The 19,667-nt window shown below is 65.0% G+C and carries 18 protein-coding genes and 1 tRNA gene; 10 read left to right on the forward strand and 9 right to left on the reverse strand.

From position 1 onward, the window contains the following. Window positions 1–20: 20 nt before the first annotated feature. Window positions 21–389 (reverse strand): hypothetical protein, encoded by a 369-nt coding sequence (locus ACE191_RS10100; protein ID WP_400192079.1) that lies wholly within the window; start codon window positions 387–389, stop codon window positions 21–23. 23 nt (window positions 390–412) lie between these two features. Beyond that, entirely contained in the window at window positions 413–1,240 is an 828-nt protein-coding gene (gene ispE, locus ACE191_RS10105) for a 4-(cytidine 5'-diphospho)-2-C-methyl-D-erythritol kinase (RefSeq protein ID WP_400192080.1), read from the reverse strand. Between the two features lie 432 nt (window positions 1,241–1,672). On the opposite strand from ispE, the gene ACE191_RS10110 reads away from it, so the two are divergent. The 3 genes from ACE191_RS10110 to ACE191_RS10120 all read left to right on the forward strand — a co-directional run bounded on the left by ACE191_RS10110 (window position 1,673) and on the right by ACE191_RS10120 (window position 4,254). Continuing rightward, window positions 1,673–2,329, forward strand: a complete 657-nt coding sequence (locus tag ACE191_RS10110) for a sugar transferase (protein ID WP_400192081.1) — start codon at window positions 1,673–1,675, stop codon at window positions 2,327–2,329. After that, window positions 2,326–3,024 (forward strand): acetyltransferase, encoded by a 699-nt coding sequence (locus tag ACE191_RS10115; RefSeq protein ID WP_400192082.1) that lies wholly within the window; start codon window positions 2,326–2,328, stop codon window positions 3,022–3,024. The genes ACE191_RS10110 and ACE191_RS10115 overlap by 4 nt, the downstream gene beginning before the upstream one ends. Before the next feature lie 90 nt (window positions 3,025–3,114). Next, a complete protein-coding gene (locus ACE191_RS10120) occupies window positions 3,115–4,254 on the forward strand; it encodes a DegT/DnrJ/EryC1/StrS family aminotransferase (protein ID WP_400192083.1) in 1,140 nt (379 codons plus the stop codon). Window positions 4,255–4,405: 151 nt separating this feature from the next. Here the strand turns inward: ACE191_RS10120 and ACE191_RS10125 are convergent, their stop codons facing one another. The 5 genes from ACE191_RS10125 to atpD form a co-directional block, all read right to left on the reverse strand. After that, window positions 4,406–4,771: an SdpI family protein gene (locus ACE191_RS10125; RefSeq protein ID WP_400192084.1), complete on the reverse strand. Its 366-nt coding sequence runs from the start codon at window positions 4,769–4,771 to the stop codon at window positions 4,406–4,408. A gap of 33 nt (window positions 4,772–4,804) precedes the next feature. After that, on the reverse strand, window positions 4,805–5,932 hold the full coding sequence (locus ACE191_RS10130; RefSeq protein ID WP_400192085.1) for a trans-sulfuration enzyme family protein: 1,128 nt from the start codon (window positions 5,930–5,932) through the stop codon (window positions 4,805–4,807). A gap of 109 nt (window positions 5,933–6,041) precedes the next feature. Continuing rightward, window positions 6,042–7,175: an AI-2E family transporter gene (locus tag ACE191_RS10135; protein WP_400192086.1), complete on the reverse strand. Its 1,134-nt coding sequence runs from the start codon at window positions 7,173–7,175 to the stop codon at window positions 6,042–6,044. A 147-nt stretch (window positions 7,176–7,322) separates the two neighbouring features. Beyond that, complete coding sequence (atpC, locus tag ACE191_RS10140) at window positions 7,323–7,568, reverse strand: ATP synthase F1 subunit epsilon (protein WP_400192087.1); 246 nt, start codon at window positions 7,566–7,568, stop codon at window positions 7,323–7,325. A gap of 84 nt (window positions 7,569–7,652) precedes the next feature. Continuing rightward, window positions 7,653–9,158, reverse strand: a complete 1,506-nt coding sequence (gene atpD / locus ACE191_RS10145) for a F0F1 ATP synthase subunit beta (RefSeq protein ID WP_400192088.1) — start codon at window positions 9,156–9,158, stop codon at window positions 7,653–7,655. Between the two features lie 243 nt (window positions 9,159–9,401). Between atpD and ACE191_RS10150 the strand changes: the two genes are divergently transcribed. The 4 genes from ACE191_RS10150 (at window position 9,402) to pth (ending at window position 12,141) form a co-directional block, all read left to right on the forward strand. Further along, window positions 9,402–9,474, forward strand: a tRNA-Gln gene (locus ACE191_RS10150). Between the two features lie 151 nt (window positions 9,475–9,625). Next, complete coding sequence (locus ACE191_RS10155) at window positions 9,626–10,555, forward strand: ribose-phosphate pyrophosphokinase (protein WP_400192089.1); 930 nt, start codon at window positions 9,626–9,628, stop codon at window positions 10,553–10,555. A 217-nt stretch (window positions 10,556–10,772) separates the two neighbouring features. Continuing rightward, window positions 10,773–11,345, forward strand: coding sequence for a 50S ribosomal protein L25/general stress protein Ctc (locus tag ACE191_RS10160; protein WP_400192090.1), 573 nt, complete (start codon window positions 10,773–10,775; stop codon window positions 11,343–11,345). A gap of 232 nt (window positions 11,346–11,577) precedes the next feature. Then, a complete protein-coding gene (gene pth, locus ACE191_RS10165; protein WP_400192091.1) occupies window positions 11,578–12,141 on the forward strand; it encodes an aminoacyl-tRNA hydrolase in 564 nt (187 codons plus the stop codon). A gap of 107 nt (window positions 12,142–12,248) precedes the next feature. Here pth and ACE191_RS10170 read toward each other — a convergent pair whose 3' ends face one another. Further along, a complete protein-coding gene (locus ACE191_RS10170; RefSeq protein WP_400192092.1) occupies window positions 12,249–13,601 on the reverse strand; it encodes a T9SS type A sorting domain-containing protein in 1,353 nt (450 codons plus the stop codon). Between the two features lie 185 nt (window positions 13,602–13,786). Between ACE191_RS10170 and ACE191_RS10175 the strand changes: the two genes are divergently transcribed. After that, window positions 13,787–15,748, forward strand: coding sequence for an ATP-binding protein (locus ACE191_RS10175; RefSeq protein WP_400192093.1), 1,962 nt, complete (start codon window positions 13,787–13,789; stop codon window positions 15,746–15,748). 44 nt (window positions 15,749–15,792) lie between these two features. After that, window positions 15,793–16,413: a response regulator gene (locus ACE191_RS10180; RefSeq protein WP_400192094.1), complete on the forward strand. Its 621-nt coding sequence runs from the start codon at window positions 15,793–15,795 to the stop codon at window positions 16,411–16,413. 396 nt (window positions 16,414–16,809) lie between these two features. On the opposite strand, the gene metG is transcribed toward ACE191_RS10180, so the two are convergent. After that, on the reverse strand, window positions 16,810–18,855 hold the full coding sequence (metG, locus tag ACE191_RS10185; RefSeq protein ID WP_400192095.1) for a methionine--tRNA ligase: 2,046 nt from the start codon (window positions 18,853–18,855) through the stop codon (window positions 16,810–16,812). Between the two features lie 223 nt (window positions 18,856–19,078). Here metG and ACE191_RS10190 point away from each other — a divergent pair, with 223 nt between their 5' ends. Next, window positions 19,079–19,657 carry a hypothetical protein gene (locus ACE191_RS10190; protein ID WP_400192096.1) on the forward strand — a complete coding sequence of 193 codons (579 nt, stop codon included), beginning with the start codon at window positions 19,079–19,081 and terminating at the stop codon, window positions 19,655–19,657. Window positions 19,658–19,667: the final 10 nt, after the last annotated feature.

Below are 19,667 nucleotides of genomic sequence, written 5' to 3' on the forward strand. Positions count from 1 at the left end.
CTGCACTGCCACCAGCCGGTTCAGGGCGGGGAAAGTCGGCCCCAGGTTCTGCAATCTTTCCCCGACAGGGGACTACGCCGCCACTGAAAACCTTTCATCCCTTCCAGGCTACGGTCCACGTCCAGCCAGAAGTATAGCTGCGCTGCCATCGACTCCCGATTGAATCGTTGGGCCGCCTCAATGGGCTGCTGATTCAGGGGTTGATGCCACTGATAGATGGTGTCATCGTCTTGTTCCAGCCACCGGCGGTGGTATTCGCCGTAAGTGGCCAGCCAACGGTCCAGGTCAAAGTGCGCGGAGTTGATGCGTTTGTACACCCAATGGTCGGGAGCCAGCTCTTGCTGCGCCTGCAGTTCGTAGAGCCCGGTGCGGCTATCGGGTAGCCACATGATCTTGTAGCGTTGCACTGACCTTACAGCCGCCCGTCCCACACTTCGTAAGCGGCCGGCAGCGGCAGCGCCGGCGGCGCTTCCTGCCCCGGCCACAGCCCAAACACCGCCGAGCCCGAGCCCGACAGGCTGGCGTAGGCTGCCCCCGCCGCGTACAGCTGCGCCTTCAGCTCGGCCAGCACCGGGAAGCGCGGGTGCAGCGCGGCTTCAAAATCGTTGACCACCGTTGCGCGCCAGCTCGCTACCGGCCCGGCCAGCGCCGCGCGCAGCTCGTGCTGCGGCGCCCGGGGCGTCACGCCCGCGTAGGCTTCGACGGTGCTGATGTGCAGCCCCGGGTAAATCACCTTGCAGGCCGTGCCCGCCAGCTGGGGCAGCGGCAGCGGGCTCAGGTCGTCGCCGCGGCCCAGAGCCAGGGCCGGCTGGTTGCGGATGAAAAAGGCACAGTCGGAGCCCAATTGGCGGGCGTAGTTTTCCAGCGCGTCGTCGCTCAGGTTCAGGGCCAGCACCGTGTTCAGCGCCCGCAGCGCAAACGCCGCGTCGCCCGAGCCGCCGCCCAGCCCGGCCCCGATGGGCACCACCTTGTGCAGGTGCAGCGCCACGGCCGGCACCCGCGGGAAGTCGGCGCGCAGCAGCTCGTAGGCCAGCAGGCAGAGGTTGGTGGCCGAGTCGCCGGGCACTGGCCGCCCGGTGAGCGTGAGCGTGGGCTCGGCGGCTGCGGGCAGCGGCAGCACCTCCAGGGCGTCGGTCCAGGGCAGGGGCACCATCACGGTTTCCAGGGAATGAAAGCCATCGGGCCGGCGGGCCGTAATGTGCAGCCCCAGGTTAAGCTTGGCGTTGGGAAAGACGAGCATGGCGCAAAGAACGGCAGCGCGGCGAAATCAACCCAACGGCTGCGGCCGCCGGGCCTTCCCCGCATCTGCGTTTCGCCCTTGCGCGCCCTGTGGGTTCGTGGTTGCGGCTCGGAGGCGCGAGGTCGCGGCTTTTTACCGCAACCTCGCGGTTCGGAACCGCAACCTCGCGGCTCGGAACCGCGAGGTCGCGGCTTTTTACCGCAATGTTGCGGCTCGGAACCGCGACCTCGCGGCTTTTTACCGCGACCGACCGGTTTGGAACCGCAACATCGCGGCTCGGAACCGCGACAGCGCGGTGTAGAACCGCAACGGCGCGGTTCCGAGCCGTGATGTTGCGGCACCGCAGCCACGCGGTTGCCAGTCGCACCCCAGCCGCTTCCCGGCCGCATTCAGCCGCCGCCGTAACTTGCCGGGCATTCTGCCCGCTGCCCCATGCCCACCCTTGCCCCTTCTGCCGACTGGTACCACCGCTGGGGCAAGCGCGGATTCGACGTGCTACTCGCGCTGCCCCTGCTGGTGGTGAGTCTGCCCCTGCTGCTGCTGGCGGCCACCCTGCTCAGGCTTCAGCCCGGCGGCCGCGTGCTGTTTCGCCAGCCCCGCCCCGGCCGGCACGGCCGCCTGTTTACGCTCTACAAGCTGCAAACCATGCGCGACGCGCGCGACGCCCGGGGTCAGCTGCTGCCCGACGCCCAGCGCCTCACCCGCCTCGGCCGCTGGCTGCGCGCCTCTTCCATCGACGAGCTGCCCCAGCTCTGGAACGTGCTGCGCGGCGACCTGAGCCTGGTGGGGCCGCGGCCCCTGCTGGTGCAGTACCTGCCGCTGTACTCGCCCGAGCAGGCCCGCCGCCACCTCGTGCGCCCCGGCATCACGGGCTGGGCCCAGGTAAACGGCCGCAACGCCATCAGCTGGGAGCAGAAGTTTGCCTACGACGTGTGGTACGTCGACCACCTGTCTTTTTCCCTCGATTTGCGTATTCTCGTACGTACGGCCGGCCGCGTGCTCGGTGCCCACGGCGTCACGGCGCCCGGTCAGGCCACCACCGAAGCCTTCCGCGGCTCGCCGCCTTCTTCCCCCGATTCCTCCGCATGACCCAGCTTTTCTTTTCCGACTACGACGACCTCGACTTCGCCGGCAGCCGCCCCCTGGTCATTGTGGGCGCCGGTGGCTTCGGCCGCGAGGTGCTCATGCTCGTGCGCCAGCTCAACGAAATGCGCCAGCAGTGGGACGTGCTCGGCTTCTACGACGACCAGCCCCCCGCCGACGCCGACCGCCTCCACGACCTGCCCTGGCTGGGCACCGTGGCCGACCTGAACGCCACCACCGAAACCCGCTACGCAGCCGTGGCCGTGGGCAACACCCAGCAGCGCGCCAGCGTGGTGGAGCGCCTCAGCTCGCCCCACGTGCACTTCGCTACCCTCATTCACCCCTCGGTGACGTTGCGCGGCTACCAGAACGTGCAGATCGGGGCCGGCAGCATCATCTGCCAGGGCTGCGTGTTCACCTGCGACATCGTGCTGGGCCGCCACGTGCTGCTCAACCTGGGCTGCACCATCGGCCACGACGCCGTGCTGGAAGATTTCTGCTCGCTGATGCCCCAGGCCAACGTGGGCGGCGAGGCTTTCCTGGAAACCGGCGTGTACCTGGGCACCAACGCCACCGTCATCAACCAGGTGCGCGTGGGCGCGGGCACCATCGTGGGCGCCGGCGCCGTGGCCGTGCGCGACCTGCCCGCCCGCGTCACGGCCGTGGGCGTACCCGCCCAGGTCATCAAGCAGCACGCGTAGGGGCGCCTTGCAGGCGCCCGTCGGCATCTGCACCACTCGGCTTTTATCGTTTCACGACGGGCGCGTGCCACGCGCCCCTACACCTACCGAATGCGCAGCGACGAATACGACCGGCTTTACCTTTCCCCGCCCCACCTCGGTCGCCACGAGCTGAACTACGTCCACAAAGCCATCGAAGACAACTGGGTAGCGCCCACCGGCCCCAACCTCGACGGCTTCGAGCGCGACCTGAGTCAGTACGTGGGCGTTCAGCACTGCGTGGCGCTTTCATCGGGCACGGCGGCCATTCACCTGGCCCTGCTGCTGCTGGGCGTGGGCCCCGGCGACGAAGTCATCGTGCCGTCGTTCACCTTCGTGGCCACCGCCAGTCCCGTACGCTACGTGGGGGCCGAGCCCGTATTCGTCGACAGCGAGCCAACCACCTGGAACCTGTGCCCGGCGCGGCTGCGCGAGGCTCTGGCCGCCCGCGCCCAACTGGGCCGGCCGGTCAAGGCCGTCATCGTGGTGCACCTCTACGGCATGCCCGCCCGCCTGCCCGAGTTGCTAGCCGTAGCCGCCGAGTACGGCGTGCCGGTGCTCGAAGACGCGGCCGAGGCGCTAGGCTCGCGCCACCAGGGTCAGCCGCTGGGCTCCTTCGGCGAGGTGGCGGTGCTGTCGTTCAACGGCAACAAGATCATCACCACCAGCGGCGGGGGCGCCCTGCTCACCAACCACGCCGAGTACGCCCGGCAAGCCCGCTGGCTGGCCACCCAGGCCAAAGACCCCGCCCCCCACTACCAGCATTCCACGCTGGGCTACAACTACCGGCTGAGCAACATCCTGGCCGGCATCGGCCGCGGGCAGATGGAGCTGATTGAGGACCGCGTGAAGCGCCGCCGCGAGATTTACGCCCTCTACCAGGAGCTGCTGCGTCCCGTGGCGGCGCTGGAAGTCGGTCCTGCCGAGCCGGCCGGCCTGCGCTCCAACCGCTGGCTGACCACCGTGCTGCTCAACCCCGAGTACACCGAGCACACGCCCGAATACCTGCGCCAGCACCTCGAAGCGCACAACATCGAAAGCCGCCCGCTGTGGAAGCCCCTGCACCTGCAGCCCTTGTTCACCGATTCGCCCGCGTACGGCGGTGAGGTCTGCGCCGATTTGTTCCGGCGCGGCCTGTGCCTGCCCTCCGGCTCATCCATGACCGACGCCGACGTGCGGCGGGTGGTGAAAGCACTGCGGGAAATCCTGTAACTAAGCTTAAAACCTGGTTCAAATAGCCTATAAAGTTCAATCAGCAGTACAAAACCCCAACCAGGCGGCACAAAACGCTGCCTGGTTGGTACAAACTGAGTCAGGCGACTTGCCTTGCTTGACTAATGGGCTCGGGCTTCACCCTGCCGATCTAAGTACGCGGCTGGCCCTGCTCGTCGAAGCGACGCTGCAGCCGCCGCTCGGTTTGCCACACGCCGATGCCCAGCCCCAAAATCCAGCCGCCCAGTACCAGCGCCACTGCCCAACCATCCCTCATCAGCAGAAAAGCCCCCAGGGCTAGGGCGGGTAGCCCACAGCTCAGGCGCCAGAAGTACTCCGCGAAATACCGGTTGGCTTCCTGCCAGGTAGCAGGCGTGCGCATCGAGCGGCCCGTCCGGTAGCCATACAGCAGGTTAATTGCGTGCGGTGGTCGGTATTTCGTCACCCCGGCTATCAGCAGACTGATAGCACAGATGGCAAGCAGCGTGATGAGGGCCGCGAGGCTTTCCTGGCTCATCGTAGGGCAGAGTATCGGGCAGAAGTCAGCGGCTTATCCGTTCAGCGCCTGCTGCAGATCGGCCAGCAGCTCCTCGGCCGGCTCGATGCCCACCGACAGCCGCACCAACCCTACCGTGATGCCCAGCTCGCGCTGCTGCTCGGCCGTGAGGGCGCGGTGCGAGGTACCCAGCGGGTAGGAAAGCGACGAGTCGACCCCGGCCAGGGAGGGCGCGAACGGGAACCGCTGGCTGCGGCGCATAAAGCGGCTGACAGCTTCCTGGTCGTCGGGCAGCAGAATCGACAGCATGCCGCCGAACAGCCCCTGGCCCTGCTCCCGGGCCAGGGCGTGCTGGGCGTGCGTGGGCAAACCGGGGTAGTACACCTCGCGCACAGCGGGGTGCCGGCTCAGCATTTCGGCTACGGCCTGGGCGTTGTGGCAATGCTCGCGCACCCGCAGGCGCAGGGTCTTCAGCCCGCGTACGGCCAGCCAGCTTTCCATAGGGCTCAGCGTGAGGCCGTAGAACACCCCAATCTGCCGGAGCCGGGCTGCTATTTCCGGGTCGGCGGCCACGGCCACGCCGGCGGTTACGTCGCTGTGGCCGGCCAAGTACTTGGTTACGCTGTGCAGGCTGATGTCGGCGCCCAGGGCCAGCGGCTGGGTGAGCAGCGGGGTGGCGAAGGTGTTGTCGACCACCAGTTTCAGCCCCAGACCGTGGCACTCGGTGGCGAGGCGGCGCAGGTCGGCCACGCGCAGCAGCGGGTTGCTGATGGTTTCGGCCAGCAGCAGACGCGTAGTGGGCTGCACGAAAGGCCGCAGGTCGTAGAGCTGCTCGAAGGGCACGTAGGTGACCGTGATACCCAGGCGGCTCAGCTCGGTGTTGAGCAGCGCCGCCGAGCCGCCGTAGATGTCGGCCGCGCACAGCACATGGTCGCCGCCCTGGCAGTAAGCCAGGATCGACGCGAAGATGGCCGCCATGCCCGAGGCCGTCACCACGCCGCCCGCCCCGCCCTCCAGCGCGTTGATGGCCGTGGCCAGCTCGTCGGAGTTGGGGTTGCCGTTGCGCGAGTACAGGTAGCGGCTGCCCGGGTCCTGGAAGTAGCTTTCCAGCTCGTCGAGGTCCTGAAACTTGAAGACCGAGGTCTGGTAGATTGGGGTGATTTTCGGGTTGATGCTGGTCATCGGGTGCGGAGGTTGGCGGACCGGGCCGGGCAAAACCAGGCTTGCCCCGGCCGGCGGCGCAAGCTACGCCCGCGCAGGGTTTTTCCGGCGCCGCCCGGCGCTTCCCGCCCTACGCGCTGCCCCCGGGCGGCAGCCCGCCCTGCGGCGGCAGCGGTCCGGCCGGGCCGCTGACCGCGGCGGCGCGGCGGGCTTTGCGAGCCGCCTTGGCCGCGCGGTTTTCGCGGCGGAACACCTCCATCAGCACCAGAAAGTACGACACCAGCAACGGCCCCACCACCAGCCCGATGATGCCGAAGATTTCGACGCCCAGCACCAGCCCCACCAGCGTGACGAGCGGGTGAATGTCGCCCATGCGCTTGGCCAGCACGATGCGCAGCAGGTTGTCGACGTTGATGATGACCAGCAGCCCCACCAGCAGGATGCCAATGGCCAGTCCCGCTTTGCTCTGCGAAAATTGGTACAGCGCCGCCGGACCCCACACCAGGGGCGTGCCCAGCACCGGCAGAAACGCCATGAAGAAGGCTACCACGCCCCAGAAGAACGGGTCGGGCACCGCGAAAATCCACAGCGTGAGGCCCGTCAGAATGCTCTGCACCAGCGACACCACCACCTGCCCCAGCACGTTGGCGTTGACGTTGTTGCGCAGCGAGTCGCCCAGCTCGGTGAGGGTGTCGCTGCGGAAGGGCAGGTAGCGGCGCAGGCCCAGCAGAAAGTAGGTTTCCTGCATGAACAGGTAATACATGGTGAACAGCATCAGGCCCACAATCACCAGGAAGTTGAGCGTGCCGGTGGCCAGGCTGGGGGCCCAGCTGCTGACCTGCCGCGCCACCTGCTGCAGAATCTGCTGCACGTTCTGCTTGCCTATAATCTGAAAGCCGGTGGCGTCTTCCAGCTTGTGCAGCACTTCCATGATCAGCTCGGGGCGGCGGGCAAAGGCCACCAGCCGGTCGATGAGCAGGGTGCTCAGGGCCACGAACGGAATGATGAGCACCACCACCGTCACCAGCAGCAGCAGCACGGCCACCAGGCGGCGGTTCCAGCGGCGGCGGTGCACCAGCGCCAGCCACCACGGCCGGAACACCACAAACAGAATACCCGCGCCCAGAAACGCCGTCAGGTACTGCGCTAAACCCAGCAGCATCAGTCCGCCCAGCCCCAGCAGCGAGGCAATCAGCAGCACGTGGCGCTGCCGGGTGGTGTAAATGTTCTCGATGGCGGCGAGCGGGTCGGGAAGCGGCGGCATGGTTCGGGGGCGTAAGCGCGGCAAGGTCGGCAGCCGGCAGCACAATCCGGCAACCGGCATTCAACCGCGGGCCGGCGGTTCAGCTCGGCCCAACAAAAAAGCCTCTCCCGGCGGGAGAGGCTTTCCTGAGTTATTAGCTGGGAGAGGCTAGGCCAGCACCGATTCGGCCAGCACTACCACGTTGTTGCGCAGCACTTCCACCACGCCGCCCGTTACCTGGAACGATTCGCGGCCGGCGGCGCTGGTTACGCGCACCTCGCCCGGCTGCAGCGCGCTGATGAGCGGGGCGTGGTTGTTGAGCACTTCAAACTGGCCGTCGGCGCCCGGGAAGATGGCCGAAGAAACTTCGCCCTCAAACACCTTGCGGTCCGGCGTGATGATTTCTAAACGCATAGCAGTTGCCTGTTTGTAGTTGTCCGTTGTCAGCGTGTGCCATTTGGCCTCACAACGGACAACGGACAACCGTCAACTCAAAAATTAGCGGGCTTCGGCCATCAGCTTCTCGCCTTTGGCTACGGCGTCCTCAATGGTACCCACGAGGTTGAACGCGGCTTCGGGCAGGTGGTCGTGCTTGCCGTCGATGATTTCGTTGAAGCCGCGGATGGTGTCCTTGATGTCAACCAGTACGCCGGCCAGACCGGTGAACTGCTCGGCCACGAAGAAGGGCTGCGACAGGAAGCGCTGCACCCGACGGGCGCGGTTTACGGTCTGCTTGTCTTCCTCCGAGAGTTCGTCCATACCCAGGATGGCGATGATGTCCTGCAGTTCCTTGTAGCGCTGCAGAATCTCCTTCACGCGCTGGGCAGTGTTGTAGTGCTCGTCGCCGAGTACGGCAGCATCCAGGATGCGCGAAGTGGAGTCCAGCGGGTCAACGGCCGGGTAGATGCCCAGCTCGGCAATCTTACGCGACAGTACCGTGGTGGCGTCCAAGTGAGCGAAGGTGTTGGCCGGAGCCGGGTCGGTCAAGTCATCGGCCGGCACGTAAACGGCCTGTACCGAGGTGATGGAGCCGCGCTTGGTGGAGGTGATGCGCTCCTGCATGGCGCCCATTTCGGTGGCCAGCGTGGGCTGGTAACCTACGGCCGAGGGCATCCGGCCCAGCAGAGCCGATACCTCCGAGCCCGCCTGAGTAAAGCGGAAGATGTTGTCGATGAAGAACAGGATGTCACGCCCAGCCCCGGTGCCGTCGCCGTCGCGGAAGTTCTCGGCGATGGTGAGGCCCGACAGCGCCACGCGGGCGCGGGCTCCGGGAGGCTCGTTCATCTGGCCGAACACCAGCGTGGCCTGCGATTTTTCCATCTCGGCCATGTCCACCTTGCTCAGATCCCAGCCGCCCTGCTCCATGGAGTGCTTGAACTCCGAGCCGTAGCGAATGATGTCCGATTCGATGAATTCGCGCAGCAGGTCGTTGCCCTCGCGGGTACGCTCGCCCACGCCGGCAAACACCGACAGACCCGAGTAGGCTTTGGCGATGTTGTTGATCAGCTCCTGAATCAGTACGGTTTTGCCTACGCCGGCCCCGCCGAACAGACCGATCTTGCCGCCCTTCACGTAGGGGGCCAGCAGGTCGATTACTTTGATGCCGGTAAAGAATACTTCCGAGGAAGTAGCCAGCTCTTCGAAAGCCGGTGCCTGGCGGTGAATGGGCAGGCGCGTGCCCGACTGGGGCTGCGGAATGCCGTCGATGGCCTCGCCGATTACGTTGAACAGGCGGCCTTTCACGCCGTCGCCGGTGGGCATGGAAATGGGCGCGCCCAGGTCCCGCACGTCGGCGCCGCGGGTCAGACCCTCGGTCGAGTCCATGGCGATGGTGCGCACACGGTCTTCGCCCAGGTGCTGCTGGCACTCCAGGATAACGACTTGGCCGTTGTCCTTCGTCACTTCCAGCGCGTCGAGGATGTTGGGGAGCTTGGAGCCTTCACCCGCGAAGCTCACGTCCACCACGGGACCGATGACCTGGGTGATTTTGCCGGTATTCGCCATTTGCGTTTCTGTATAAGGAGAATGAAGCAGTTTCAGGCCGCAAAAGTACGGACCATTCGCCGCATGGGCAAACCTGGCGCGGCAGGAAACTTTTCTCGCTGAAAATCACCGGCAAAAGGGCTTTTGCAGCCTGTTTCAGGGGGTTTCCCGCAAATTTTTTTTCGGCCAAAATTTGGAGCGCCCCGAAACGGTAGTACATTTGCAAACCCAAACGGAACACCGACCGGTCGACGAATGGGAAATTGTCCGATGGTGTAACTGGCAACACGCTTGATTTTGATTCAAGAAAGTCCAGGTTCGAGCCCTGGTCGGACAACTGCTCAACAGCGAAAGGCGCTGGCTTCCTCCCCGGAGAGAAGCCGGCGCCTTTCGCTTTTTCCGGTTTGGCTGGCCTCTGCCCGGCCTCCCCGATTTCCCTGCGCCAACCGCTAAGTTTGCGCCTCCGCCTGCCACTCACAGCTTCCCATATGACGCCCCAGGTTAAAATCTTTTCCGGCACCACCTCCCGCGAGCTGGCCGCCCGCATTGCCGCCGCCTACGGCACCGAGCTCGGCGACTGCAGCATCACCCGCTTCGCCGACTCCGAAATCGGGCCCTCCTTCAACGAGAGCGTGCGCGGCTGCGAGGTATTCCTGATTCAGAGCACCTTCCCGCCCGCCGACAACCTGATGGAGCTCATGCTGATGGTGGACGCGGCCAAGCGCGCCTCGGCCAAGCACGTGAACGTGGTGATGCCCTACTACGGCTACGCCCGGCAAGACCGCAAAGACAAGCCGCGGGTGAGCATCGGCGCCAAGGTGGTGGCCGACTTCGTGCAGAGCGTGGGCACCGACCGCCTGATGACCTGCGACCTGCACGCGGGCCAGATTCAGGGCTTCTTCGACATTCCGGTGGATCATCTCGACGGCTCCACCGTGTCGGCGCCCTACATCAAGTCGCTGAACCTCGACAACCTGATCTTCGCCTCGCCCGACGTGGGCGGCGTGGTGCGCACCCGCGCCTTTGCTAAGAAGTTCGGCGCCGAAATCGTGGTGTGCGACAAGATGCGCCTGCGGGCCAACGAAATTGCCTCCATGCAGGTCATCGGCGACGTGACGGGCATGAACGTGGTGCTGGTCGACGACATCGTGGACACAGCCGGCACCATTTGCAAGGCGGCCGACCTACTGCTGGAGCGCGGCGCCCAGTCGGTGCGCGCCGTGGTTACCCACGCCGTGCTGAGTGGCCCGGCCCACGAGCGCATTCGCAACTCCTCGCTACAGGAGCTGATTGTGACCGACACGATTCCGCTGCGCCAGGAAAACGAGAAGATCCGGGTCATTTCGGTGGCCGACCTGTTTGCCCAGGCCATCCGCAACGTGGTTACCCACGAGAGCATCAGCTCGCTGTTTATCTAGCCGGCTGGCTTGCTACCCCTGACGGTCACCTCGAGCTTCGGCTGGGGGTGACCGTTTGCTTTGCGGCCGTGGCCGGGCAGGTTTCGGGTAGATAGTCGGCCCGGGCTTTTCAATCCCGGCGGAAGCGCGTACCTTTGCGGCCCGCTCGGCCACGTGGGCCGGCGGAACACTTTCATTGCAAGGCTTTTTAAGCGGCCTTGCCTTTCACAACACCATTATGAAAAGCCTCGAGATTGTAGGGTTTAAAAGAGCGAATCTCGGTAAGAAAGATGCCAAGGCCCTCCGCCTGAACTCGTACGTACCGTGCGTGCTGTACGGCGGCGAAGAGCAAGTGCATTTTTCGGTACCGGCCATCCTGTTCCGCGAGCTGCTGTACACCCCCGAGGTGCACATCGTCGACCTGAACGTGGAAGGCACCATGTACCGGGCCATCGTGCAGGACGCCCAGTTCCACCCCGTGAACGAGATGCTGCTGCACGTTGACTTCCTGCTGCTGCAGGAAGGCAAAGAAGTGAAAATGGACATTCCCGTGCAGTTCGTGGGCGTTTCGCCGGGCGTGCTGGCCGGTGGCAAGCTGGTGAGCAAGCTGCGTAAGCTGAAAGTGAAAGCCACCGCCGAAAACCTGCCCGACTACGTGAAGGTGGACATTTCGGACCTGGCCCTGGGCAAGTCGATCAAGGTAAACAAGGTGCAGCCCGAGAACTACACCATCCTGACCAACCCCCTGGCTCCCATTGCCACGGTAACCATCCCGCGTGCGCTGAAAGGCCAACTGCAGGCCGAGAAATAATCACGGCTTCCGGCGAATTTCCTGGATTGCCCGGATGCCGCGGCTGATTCAGGAAAACGCCGCTGCCGCTGATACGAAAGGCCGCTCTGCTTGCAGGGCGGCCTTTTTCGTGCCTGTTTAGGTAGTTTTGCTGCGCGGCCCGATTCGGATGCCGGACAATCAACCGTCTGCCCCATCCGCGAACCACCGGAGGGCGCAAGCCCAATCCGACAAATCCGCACAAATCCCTGATATGAAATTCCTGATCCTGGGGCTGGGCAACATCGGCCCCGAGTACGCCGACACGCGCCACAACATTGGCTTCATGGTGCTCGACTACCTGGCGCAGAAGCACGAGGCGCGGTTTGAAATCGGCCGCCACGCCTTCGTCACCGAAATCAAGCACAAGGGCAAAACCTACGTGCTGGTGAAGCCCACCACCTACATGAATCTGAGTGGCAAGGCCACCGCCCACTACCTCAGCGCGCTGAAGCTGGAGAGAGAGCAGCTACTGGTGGTGACCGACGATTTGGCCCTGCCCTACGGCAAGCTGCGCCTGAAAGGCCGCGGCTCGGCCGGCGGGCACAACGGCCTCAAGCACATCCAGGAAACCCTGGGCACCGACGAATACCCCCGCCTGCGCTTCGGCGTGGACGCCAACTTCTCGAAGGGCCGGCAGGTGGACTACGTGCTGGAGCCCTTCAACGAGGACGAGCGGATTGATTTGCCGCTGCGCATCGAAAAGGCCGCCGAAGCCGTGCTGGCCTTCGGCACGCTGGGCCTAGAGCGTACCATGAACTTCTACAACACGAAGTAGCGCGGCTATTTCCCACCACTCATACCCAGTCAGCCCCGCCCTACCAGCTAAAATTGCCGGTGGAGCGGGGCTGACTGGGTACGAACACCAGCCCTTTGTTTGGCCGCTCAGCGCACCACTTGCTGGCGCGCTATTCCGGCAGCCGTGCGCAGTTCCAGGGTGTACACGCCCGCTGGGTGCTGGCTCAAGTCCAGGCTCTCAGTGCCGGGCAGCGAGGGAGCGGGCTGGCGGTGCACCAGGCGGCCGAGGGCATCGGTCACGCGCAATTCGCCGGTAGCGGATGAGGCATTCAGTTGCACCGTGAAGCGGCCGTCGGCGCTGGGGTTAGGGTACGCCTGCAGCGCGCCGGGGGCCAGCGCGGCGCTAGCCCGGGCAGCCAGCACAAAGGTCTGGTAGCCCGAGAAATTATCCAGGGCAGCGTATTGCAAGCCCGCACCGTTGCTGTCGACGCGCACGATGCGGCGGCGTACGGTCCCGTCGGGATGGTAGTACAGGTTGAGCGCTACCTCAAATACGGTTCCCCAGCTTGTGCCGGTCCAGTCCTCTGTTTTGTCTCCGGTCAGGCTCCCCTGAGCATCATAAGTAACCGTGTGGCGCTGCGCATTTACCCAGTTGCCCGCCAGCCGCTCTTCCACCATCTGTACTTCATGGGTGGCGGTGTACGTGCCCGTTAGCCGCGTTACCAATTCCCACCGGTTGTTATCCCATACTTGGGCCTGAGCGCTGCTCATCAGCTTCCGGCCGAAGTCGTACCACACCACGTTGAGCTGCCGTTCCCAGTTGGTCCACTGCCCGCCGGCGCTGGGCCGTTGGATGATCAGCTCCGCCCATTCCCCGCTCGGCGCCAACCCGTGGAAGAGGTAACGCACCGAATCGACAAAAGCCCCCGTGCCGGGCCGGTAGTGTTGCAGCGTTTGCTCGGTGAGGTGGCCGGCAGCGTTGTACACGTTTTGGTAGCGGATGCCATCGAAGGTGTACCAGGTACCCGAGGCGTTATAAAACTGGTACAGCTCCTGCGTGAGCTGCCGCCGGGTGTCGTAGCTGAATTGGTTGCGGGTGCCGTAGTTCCAGGTACCGGTGAAGTTGACTTCGGTGAGGGTCTCGGTCACCTGGTCGGCCGCATTATAGGTGGTAGCCATGCGACTGAAGGCCCGGCCACTGGCCGAGTCGGCCACTTCCTGCAAAATTTCGCGCCCCCGGCCGTCGTAGGTAAAACGGGTACGGGCCGGCTTGACCCAGGCCTGCGCCAGGGAGTCGTAGCCGTACGATACCACTTGGCCGGGGCGCTGCACGGAGGAGCTGATGGTGCGGGCAGCCGCAGACTGCGGCCGGGCTTGCAGCAGCTCTGTAGGGGAAGTCGGCCGCAGTTGCTCAAACGGACGATGCTGGGCAGTAGCGGCGGGCAGCCAGCCGCTAACGGCACCGAAAAGAGCCGCGGCTGCGAGGGTAAACTTCAACATCAAGAAAAGAAAGAAAGCGGTGCCACATGAGGAGACGCCGCAAAGGTAGCAGCAGCTTTCCCGGGCTGGAACCACTTGAAACCGGGATTTTGCTTCTCCTGGTAAACCAGTATTTTCTTCTGCTGCGGCCCATCATGCGGCCCCCGGCCGTAAGTTTGGAGCCCTGTCATTCTCTTCTCCCCTCGATGCTGACGCGGCTTTGTCTTTCGCTTTTCCTGATGCTCAGCCCGGCGCTGCCCGCTCAGCCGGCGCCAGCTGCGGTGACCGATACAGCCCAGGCCCGCCGCTACCTGCGCCAGGCGGCTAGCCTAATCGCCCGAGCCGACACCGGCCAAGCCAGAGACTTCTTGACAGCCGCGCAGCGGTACAGCGAGCGGGAAAACTTCCCCGAAGGTCTGGCCCAGGCACAGCTGCTGCGCGGCAATTTGCACTTCACCGCCCAGCAGTACCCGGCGGCGCTGGCTGCCTACGACCAGGCCGCAGAGCTGCTGGGCCGCCTGCCCCGGTCGCAGCGGCTCAATGGTCTGGGCCTGGCGGCGCTGGGGTCGGGCGAGGCGCTGTTCTACCAAGGCCAGATGGAAGCCGGCATGAAGCGCTTTTTCCAGGGCGTGAACTACCTGCAGGCAGCCGGCAATTATCCCAAACTGCTGGCCTGCTACCTCAACATTGCCTCCTACTACCACGACCTAAACCAGCCCGACAAAGCCCGGCGCTACATCACGCGGGCACTGGCCCTGCGCCCGCAGCTACCCGACCAGCGCGGGCTACTGCCAGCCTACAACCTGCTGGCTATGCTACACATTCGGGCCCACAACTTTGGCGACGCCGCCCAGGCCCTGGCGCGGGGCCGGGCCGTGCGCGCCACTTCCCCCTACGACGTAGCCGAGCAACACCGCATCGAAGGCATTTACTACTTCGAAACCCAGGATTTTGCGGCGGCTGACCAGCACTTTCGCGCCGCCCTGCGCTACCTCGAACCGCAGGGCAACCCTGTGCACTTGGCGCAACTGTACTTTGCCCTGGCCCGCACCGCACAACGACGCCAGGATTACGCCGCGGCCCAGCGCTACTACCTGCGCAGCGAGCAGCAGGCCCGCGCGGGCCGCGCCGCCCAGCAGCGCTATTTTACCCTACGGGCCCTGGCTGAGCTAGCCGAGCAGCAAGGCCAGACGGCTACTGCTCTGACTTACTTCAAACGCTACAAAGCCGCCGAAGACAGCACTCAGGAGAGCACCACCAAGCAGGCCATCAGCCGCATCGAAAGCCAGTACCAGGTGCAGCAGAAAGAGCAACAAATCCTGACTTTGCGCCAAACCCAGCGGGCCCAAGCGGCTGAGTTGCGCCGCCAGCAAACCGTGAACCGGGGCGCCGGAGCCGTGTTGCTGGCCTTGCTGTGCGCCGGGGTGCTGGGGTTTACCACCCTGCGCAGCCGGCAGAAAATCGGCCGCCAGCAGCAGCTGCTGCAGGCCCAGAAAATTCAGGAGCTGCAGCAGGAGCGGCAGCTGCTGGCCTCCGAAGCCATGCTGCGCGGGCAGGAAGAAGAACGCAGCCGCCTGGCCCGCGACCTGCACGACGGGCTGGGCGGGATGCTTTCTTCGGTGAAATACTACCTGGGCTCGGTGCGTAGTGCCGTGGTGCTGCCCGAGCCCAGTGCCCAGCTGTTTACCCGCTCCCTGGAACAGCTCGACGGCTCCATCAGCGAATTGCGCCGCGTGGCCCGCGACATGATGCCCGAGGCCCTGCTACATTTTGGTCTGACCACCGCTCTGCAGGATGTGTGCGACCAGCTCGGCCAGTCCCGGCCATTGCGCGTGCAGCTCCAAACCTTTGGCCTCACTGCCGAGCGGCTGCCCCAGCGCACCGAGCTGGTGGTGTTTCGGCTGGTACAGGAGCTGCTCAACAACGTGGTGAAGCACGCCGACGCCCAATCGGTGCTGGTGCAGCTCAGCCGCACCGACGACCAGCTGCAGCTAGTGGTGGAGGACGACGGCCGCGGCTTCGATTCGGCGGCCAGCCACCGCGGCGTGGGTTTGCGCAGCATGCAGGCCCGGGTAGACTACCTGCGCGGCGCCCTCGATATCCAGACCGCGCCCGGCCAAGGCACGGCCATTACCATTGACGTACCCCTGGCAGCTCCCGCGGCCTAGCGCGGGTGCTCTGCCTGTTTTCGTTCGCCCCTCCCCGATCCGCCATGAGTATTATTCGCGTTCTGCTCGTCGACGACCACCGCATGGTGCTGGAAGGCTTGCGCGTGCTGCTTGAGCCCCTGCCGGGGCTGCAGGTGGTGGGCGCCGCCGCCACTGCTGCCGAAGCTTTAAGCGCCGCGCAGGCCACCATGCCCGATGTGGTACTGCTCGATATCAACCTGCCCGATGGCAGCGGCATCGACGTGTGCCGGCAGCTGGTACAGGAACACGCGGGTCTCAAAGTCATTGCCCTGACCACGCTCAACGAGCGCAGCTACCTCACGCGCATGGTACAGGCCGGGGCGGCCGGATACTTGCTCAAAAACGCTCTGCCCGAAGAACTGGCGGCGGCCATTGCGCGGGTGCACGCGGGCAAGCGGTTTTTCAGCGACGAAATGCAGGAGTTGCTGCTCCAGCCCGCTCCGCCCCCCGGTCCGGTACTTACGCGCCGCGAAAAGGAAGTCCTGGCCTTCATTGCTGAAGGGCTTACCAGCCAAGCCATTGCCGATAAGCTTTTCCTGAGCCTGCTCACGGTAGAGTCGCACCGGCGCAACCTGCTCACCAAGTTCGAGGTGAGCAACAGCGCCGCCCTCATTCGCGCCGCGGCCCAGTTGCATTTGGTGTAACACCCAAGCCTGTCAAAAGCAACGCGGGGAATAGCAGTAGGCCGGGAGGCTTAAAATACTGGTTTTCGGGGATTGTCGGCCGCAGCCGAGTCCGGCACCTTTGCCAGCGCTCCGCTCCTAATTATGCCGGGCTTATCCCAATGACCGCCATTTTGTTTCGCTTTGCGCTCTGGTGCGCCACCGGTTTGCTTGTCATCGGGCTGGGGGTTGGGCTTTTCTTGGCCGGTCCGGGCAACCTCACCCCGCAGTTTCTGGCCGTTCCCGTCCCTAAAGCCACGGCTCAACCCAGCGCCCCCATTACCTTGGTGCCTCTTGGCCCCTGGAGCCCGTGGCCGCCGACGGCAAGCGCGCCCATTCAAGCAGCGGCTTCCGTCGACAGCCCGTAATCAGGTTGCCCTAGGCCACGAAGCTTCCGGGGCGCACCGGCTGGCCCGGCTGCATGAGTTGCAACGAACCGTCGGCGTTTTCGGCCAGCAGCAGCATGCCTTGGCTTTCGATGCCCTTGATTTCGCGCGGGGCCAGATTCAGCAGCACCAACACTTGCTGACCAATCAAGGCTTCGGGAATGAAGTGCTCGGCAATGCCCGACACGATGGTGCGCTGGTCGAGGCCAGTGTCCACGGTCAGCTTCAGCAGCTTTTTGGTCTTGGCTACTTTCTCGGCGGCCAGAATGGTGCCCACGCGCAAATCCATGCGGCCGAACTCATCGAACGACACGTTGTCCTTGGCCGGCGCGGCCACGGCGGCGGCCAGCTGGTTGGCTTTCTTGGTGTCGAGCAGCTTCTGCACCTGAGCTTCCACGGTGGCGTCTTCCACTTTCTCAAACAGCAGGAAAGCCTCGCCCAGTTGGTGGCCTTCGGGCAGCAGCGTGGCACGGCCGGCCTCGCCCCAGGCTACTCGCTCGGTGCGCAGCATGGTGGCCAGCTTCCCAGCCGACTCGGGCAGGAAGGGCTCCAGCAGCGTGGCCAACGCGGCCGTAAGCTGCAGGCTCACGTGCAGGATGCTGCTCACCCGGGTGGGGTCGGTTTTGATGAGCTTCCAGGGCTCGGTGTCAGCCAAGTACTTGTTGCCGAGTCGGGCCAGGTTCAATACTTCGGCCAGGGCGTCGCGGAAGCGGTACTGCTCGATGAGGTCGGCAATGCGCTGCGGAAACTCGGCGAGCTGGCGCAGCACGTCTTCGTCCAACTCATCCAAGGGGCCGGCTTCGGGTACGCGGCCTTCGAAAAACTTGTGGGTGAGCACCACGGCGCGGTTCACGAAGTTGCCGAGCGTGGCCAGCAGCTCGTTGTTGTTGCGGGCCTGGTAATCTTTCCAGGTAAAGTCGTTGTCCTTGGTTTCGGGGGCGTTGGCGCAGAGCACGTAGCGCAGCACGTCGGCCTTGCCGGGGAAGTCCTGCAGGTACTCGTGCAGCCACACGGCCCAGTTGCGCGAGGTCGAAATCTTGTCGCCTTCCAGGTTCAGAAACTCGTTGGCGGGCACGTTGTCGGGCAAAATAAACTCGCCGTGGGCCTTGAGCATCGCCGGGAAGATGATGCAGTGGAACACGATGTTGTCTTTGCCGATGAAGTGCAGCAGCTTGGTTTCAGGGTCCTGCCAGTAGGGCTTCCAGGCGTCGTCGGGCAGCAAATCCTTGGTAGCCGAGATGTAGCCGATGGGCGCGTCGAACCACACGTAGAGCACCTTGCCGTCGGCGCCGGCCACCGGCACGGGCACGCCCCAGTCCAGGTCGCGGGTCACGGCGCGCGGGTGCAGACCCTGGTCAATCCACGACTTGCACTGGCCGTACACGTTGGTTTTCCAGTCCTGCTTGTGGCCTTCGATGATCCACTCGCGCAGCCAGGGCTCGTACTGGTCGAGCGGCAGGTACCAATGCTTGGTTTCGCGCAGCACCGGCTTGTTGCCCGAGAGCATGGAGCGCGGGTTGATCAGTTCCGTCGGGCTCAGGCTGGAGCCGCATTTCTCGCACTGGTCGCCGTAAGCGTTTTCGTTGGCGCAGGTGGGGCAGGTACCCACGATGTAGCGGTCGGCCAGAAATTGGTCGGCCTGCTCGTCGTAGTACTGCTGCGACACTTGCTCGGTGAACTGCCCGGCCTCGTAGAGCTTGCGGAAGAAGTCGGAGGCCGTTTTATGATGGGTTTCGTTGGAGGTGCGCGAGTAGATGTCGAACGACACGCCGAAATCATGGAACGAGTCGCGGATGATGGCGTGGTACTTGTCGACCACCTGCTGGGGCGTGATGCCTTCCTTCTGGGCCCGGATGGTAATGGGCACGCCGTGCTCGTCGGAGCCGCAGATAAACTTCACGTCGCGGCCCTGGGCGCGCAGGTAGCGCACGTAGATATCGGCGGGCAGGTATACGCCGGCCAGGTGGCCGATGTGCACGGGGCCGTTGGCGTAGGGCAGCGCGGCCGTGACGGTATAACGCTTGGGAAGAGCTTGCATGGGTACAGGAAAAACCGCGCAGCCACCGGGCCGGCGCGGAGTCAGATACAAAGGGAGGCGCAAAGAAACGGCGAAAAGCGCAGACGCGGTGCGCCCGGCTGCGTATCAGGCAGCAGCATCCGGAGCGCCGAATGTTATCATTTGCGGGCAGCCGCGGCAATCTGCGCCCGAATTGCTTCCTTGCCGAAACCGTACTTCAGCTTCTATTACCCCGCACCACACCATGGCGAAAGCAGACAAGCAGGCCGCACCCGAGCAGGACGAACAGGCCGCCGGCCGCAAGCGCGGCAAAAAGGACCGCAAAGCCGATAAGGCCGAGCGCAAAGCCGCCAAGGCCCAGGCCGGCGGCGCCCACTCCAGCATCGACCTGCCCAGCGAAAAAGCTCCCGGCAAGAAAGCCCTGAAAGCCGCCGCCAAGCAGGCCCAGAAAGAGCTGGACCGCCAGCTCAAGGACCTCGCCAAGCGCATCCGCCGCGAAACCAAGGAGCAGGTAAAGGGAGTAGTGGCCCGGGGCGCGCAGCGCTTCGAGCAGGAAGCCCGCCAGCTCGTGGAGCAAAGCCAGCAAGCCGCTGGTGCCCCGCCCGCCAACGCGACTCCCGAGCCGGCACCGGCCGCTGCACCGGCTCCCGCCAAGCCCGCCCGACCGCGCCGCGCCCGCCCCGCGGCCTCGGCCACCATCGCCCCGGCGCCAGCCGCTGCGGCCCCGGCCCGCCGCCCGGCCGCCAGCCGCAGCCGCTCGGGCAGCCGCCCCGCGGCCCTGCCCCCGGCTGGCCCGGCGGCCGCTACCGACGTGCCGGCCTAGCCGCGTTGGC

This window comes from Hymenobacter sp. B81, assembly GCF_044628455.1.
In the GTDB taxonomy this organism is placed as follows: Bacteria; Bacteroidota; Bacteroidia; order Cytophagales; family Hymenobacteraceae; genus Solirubrum.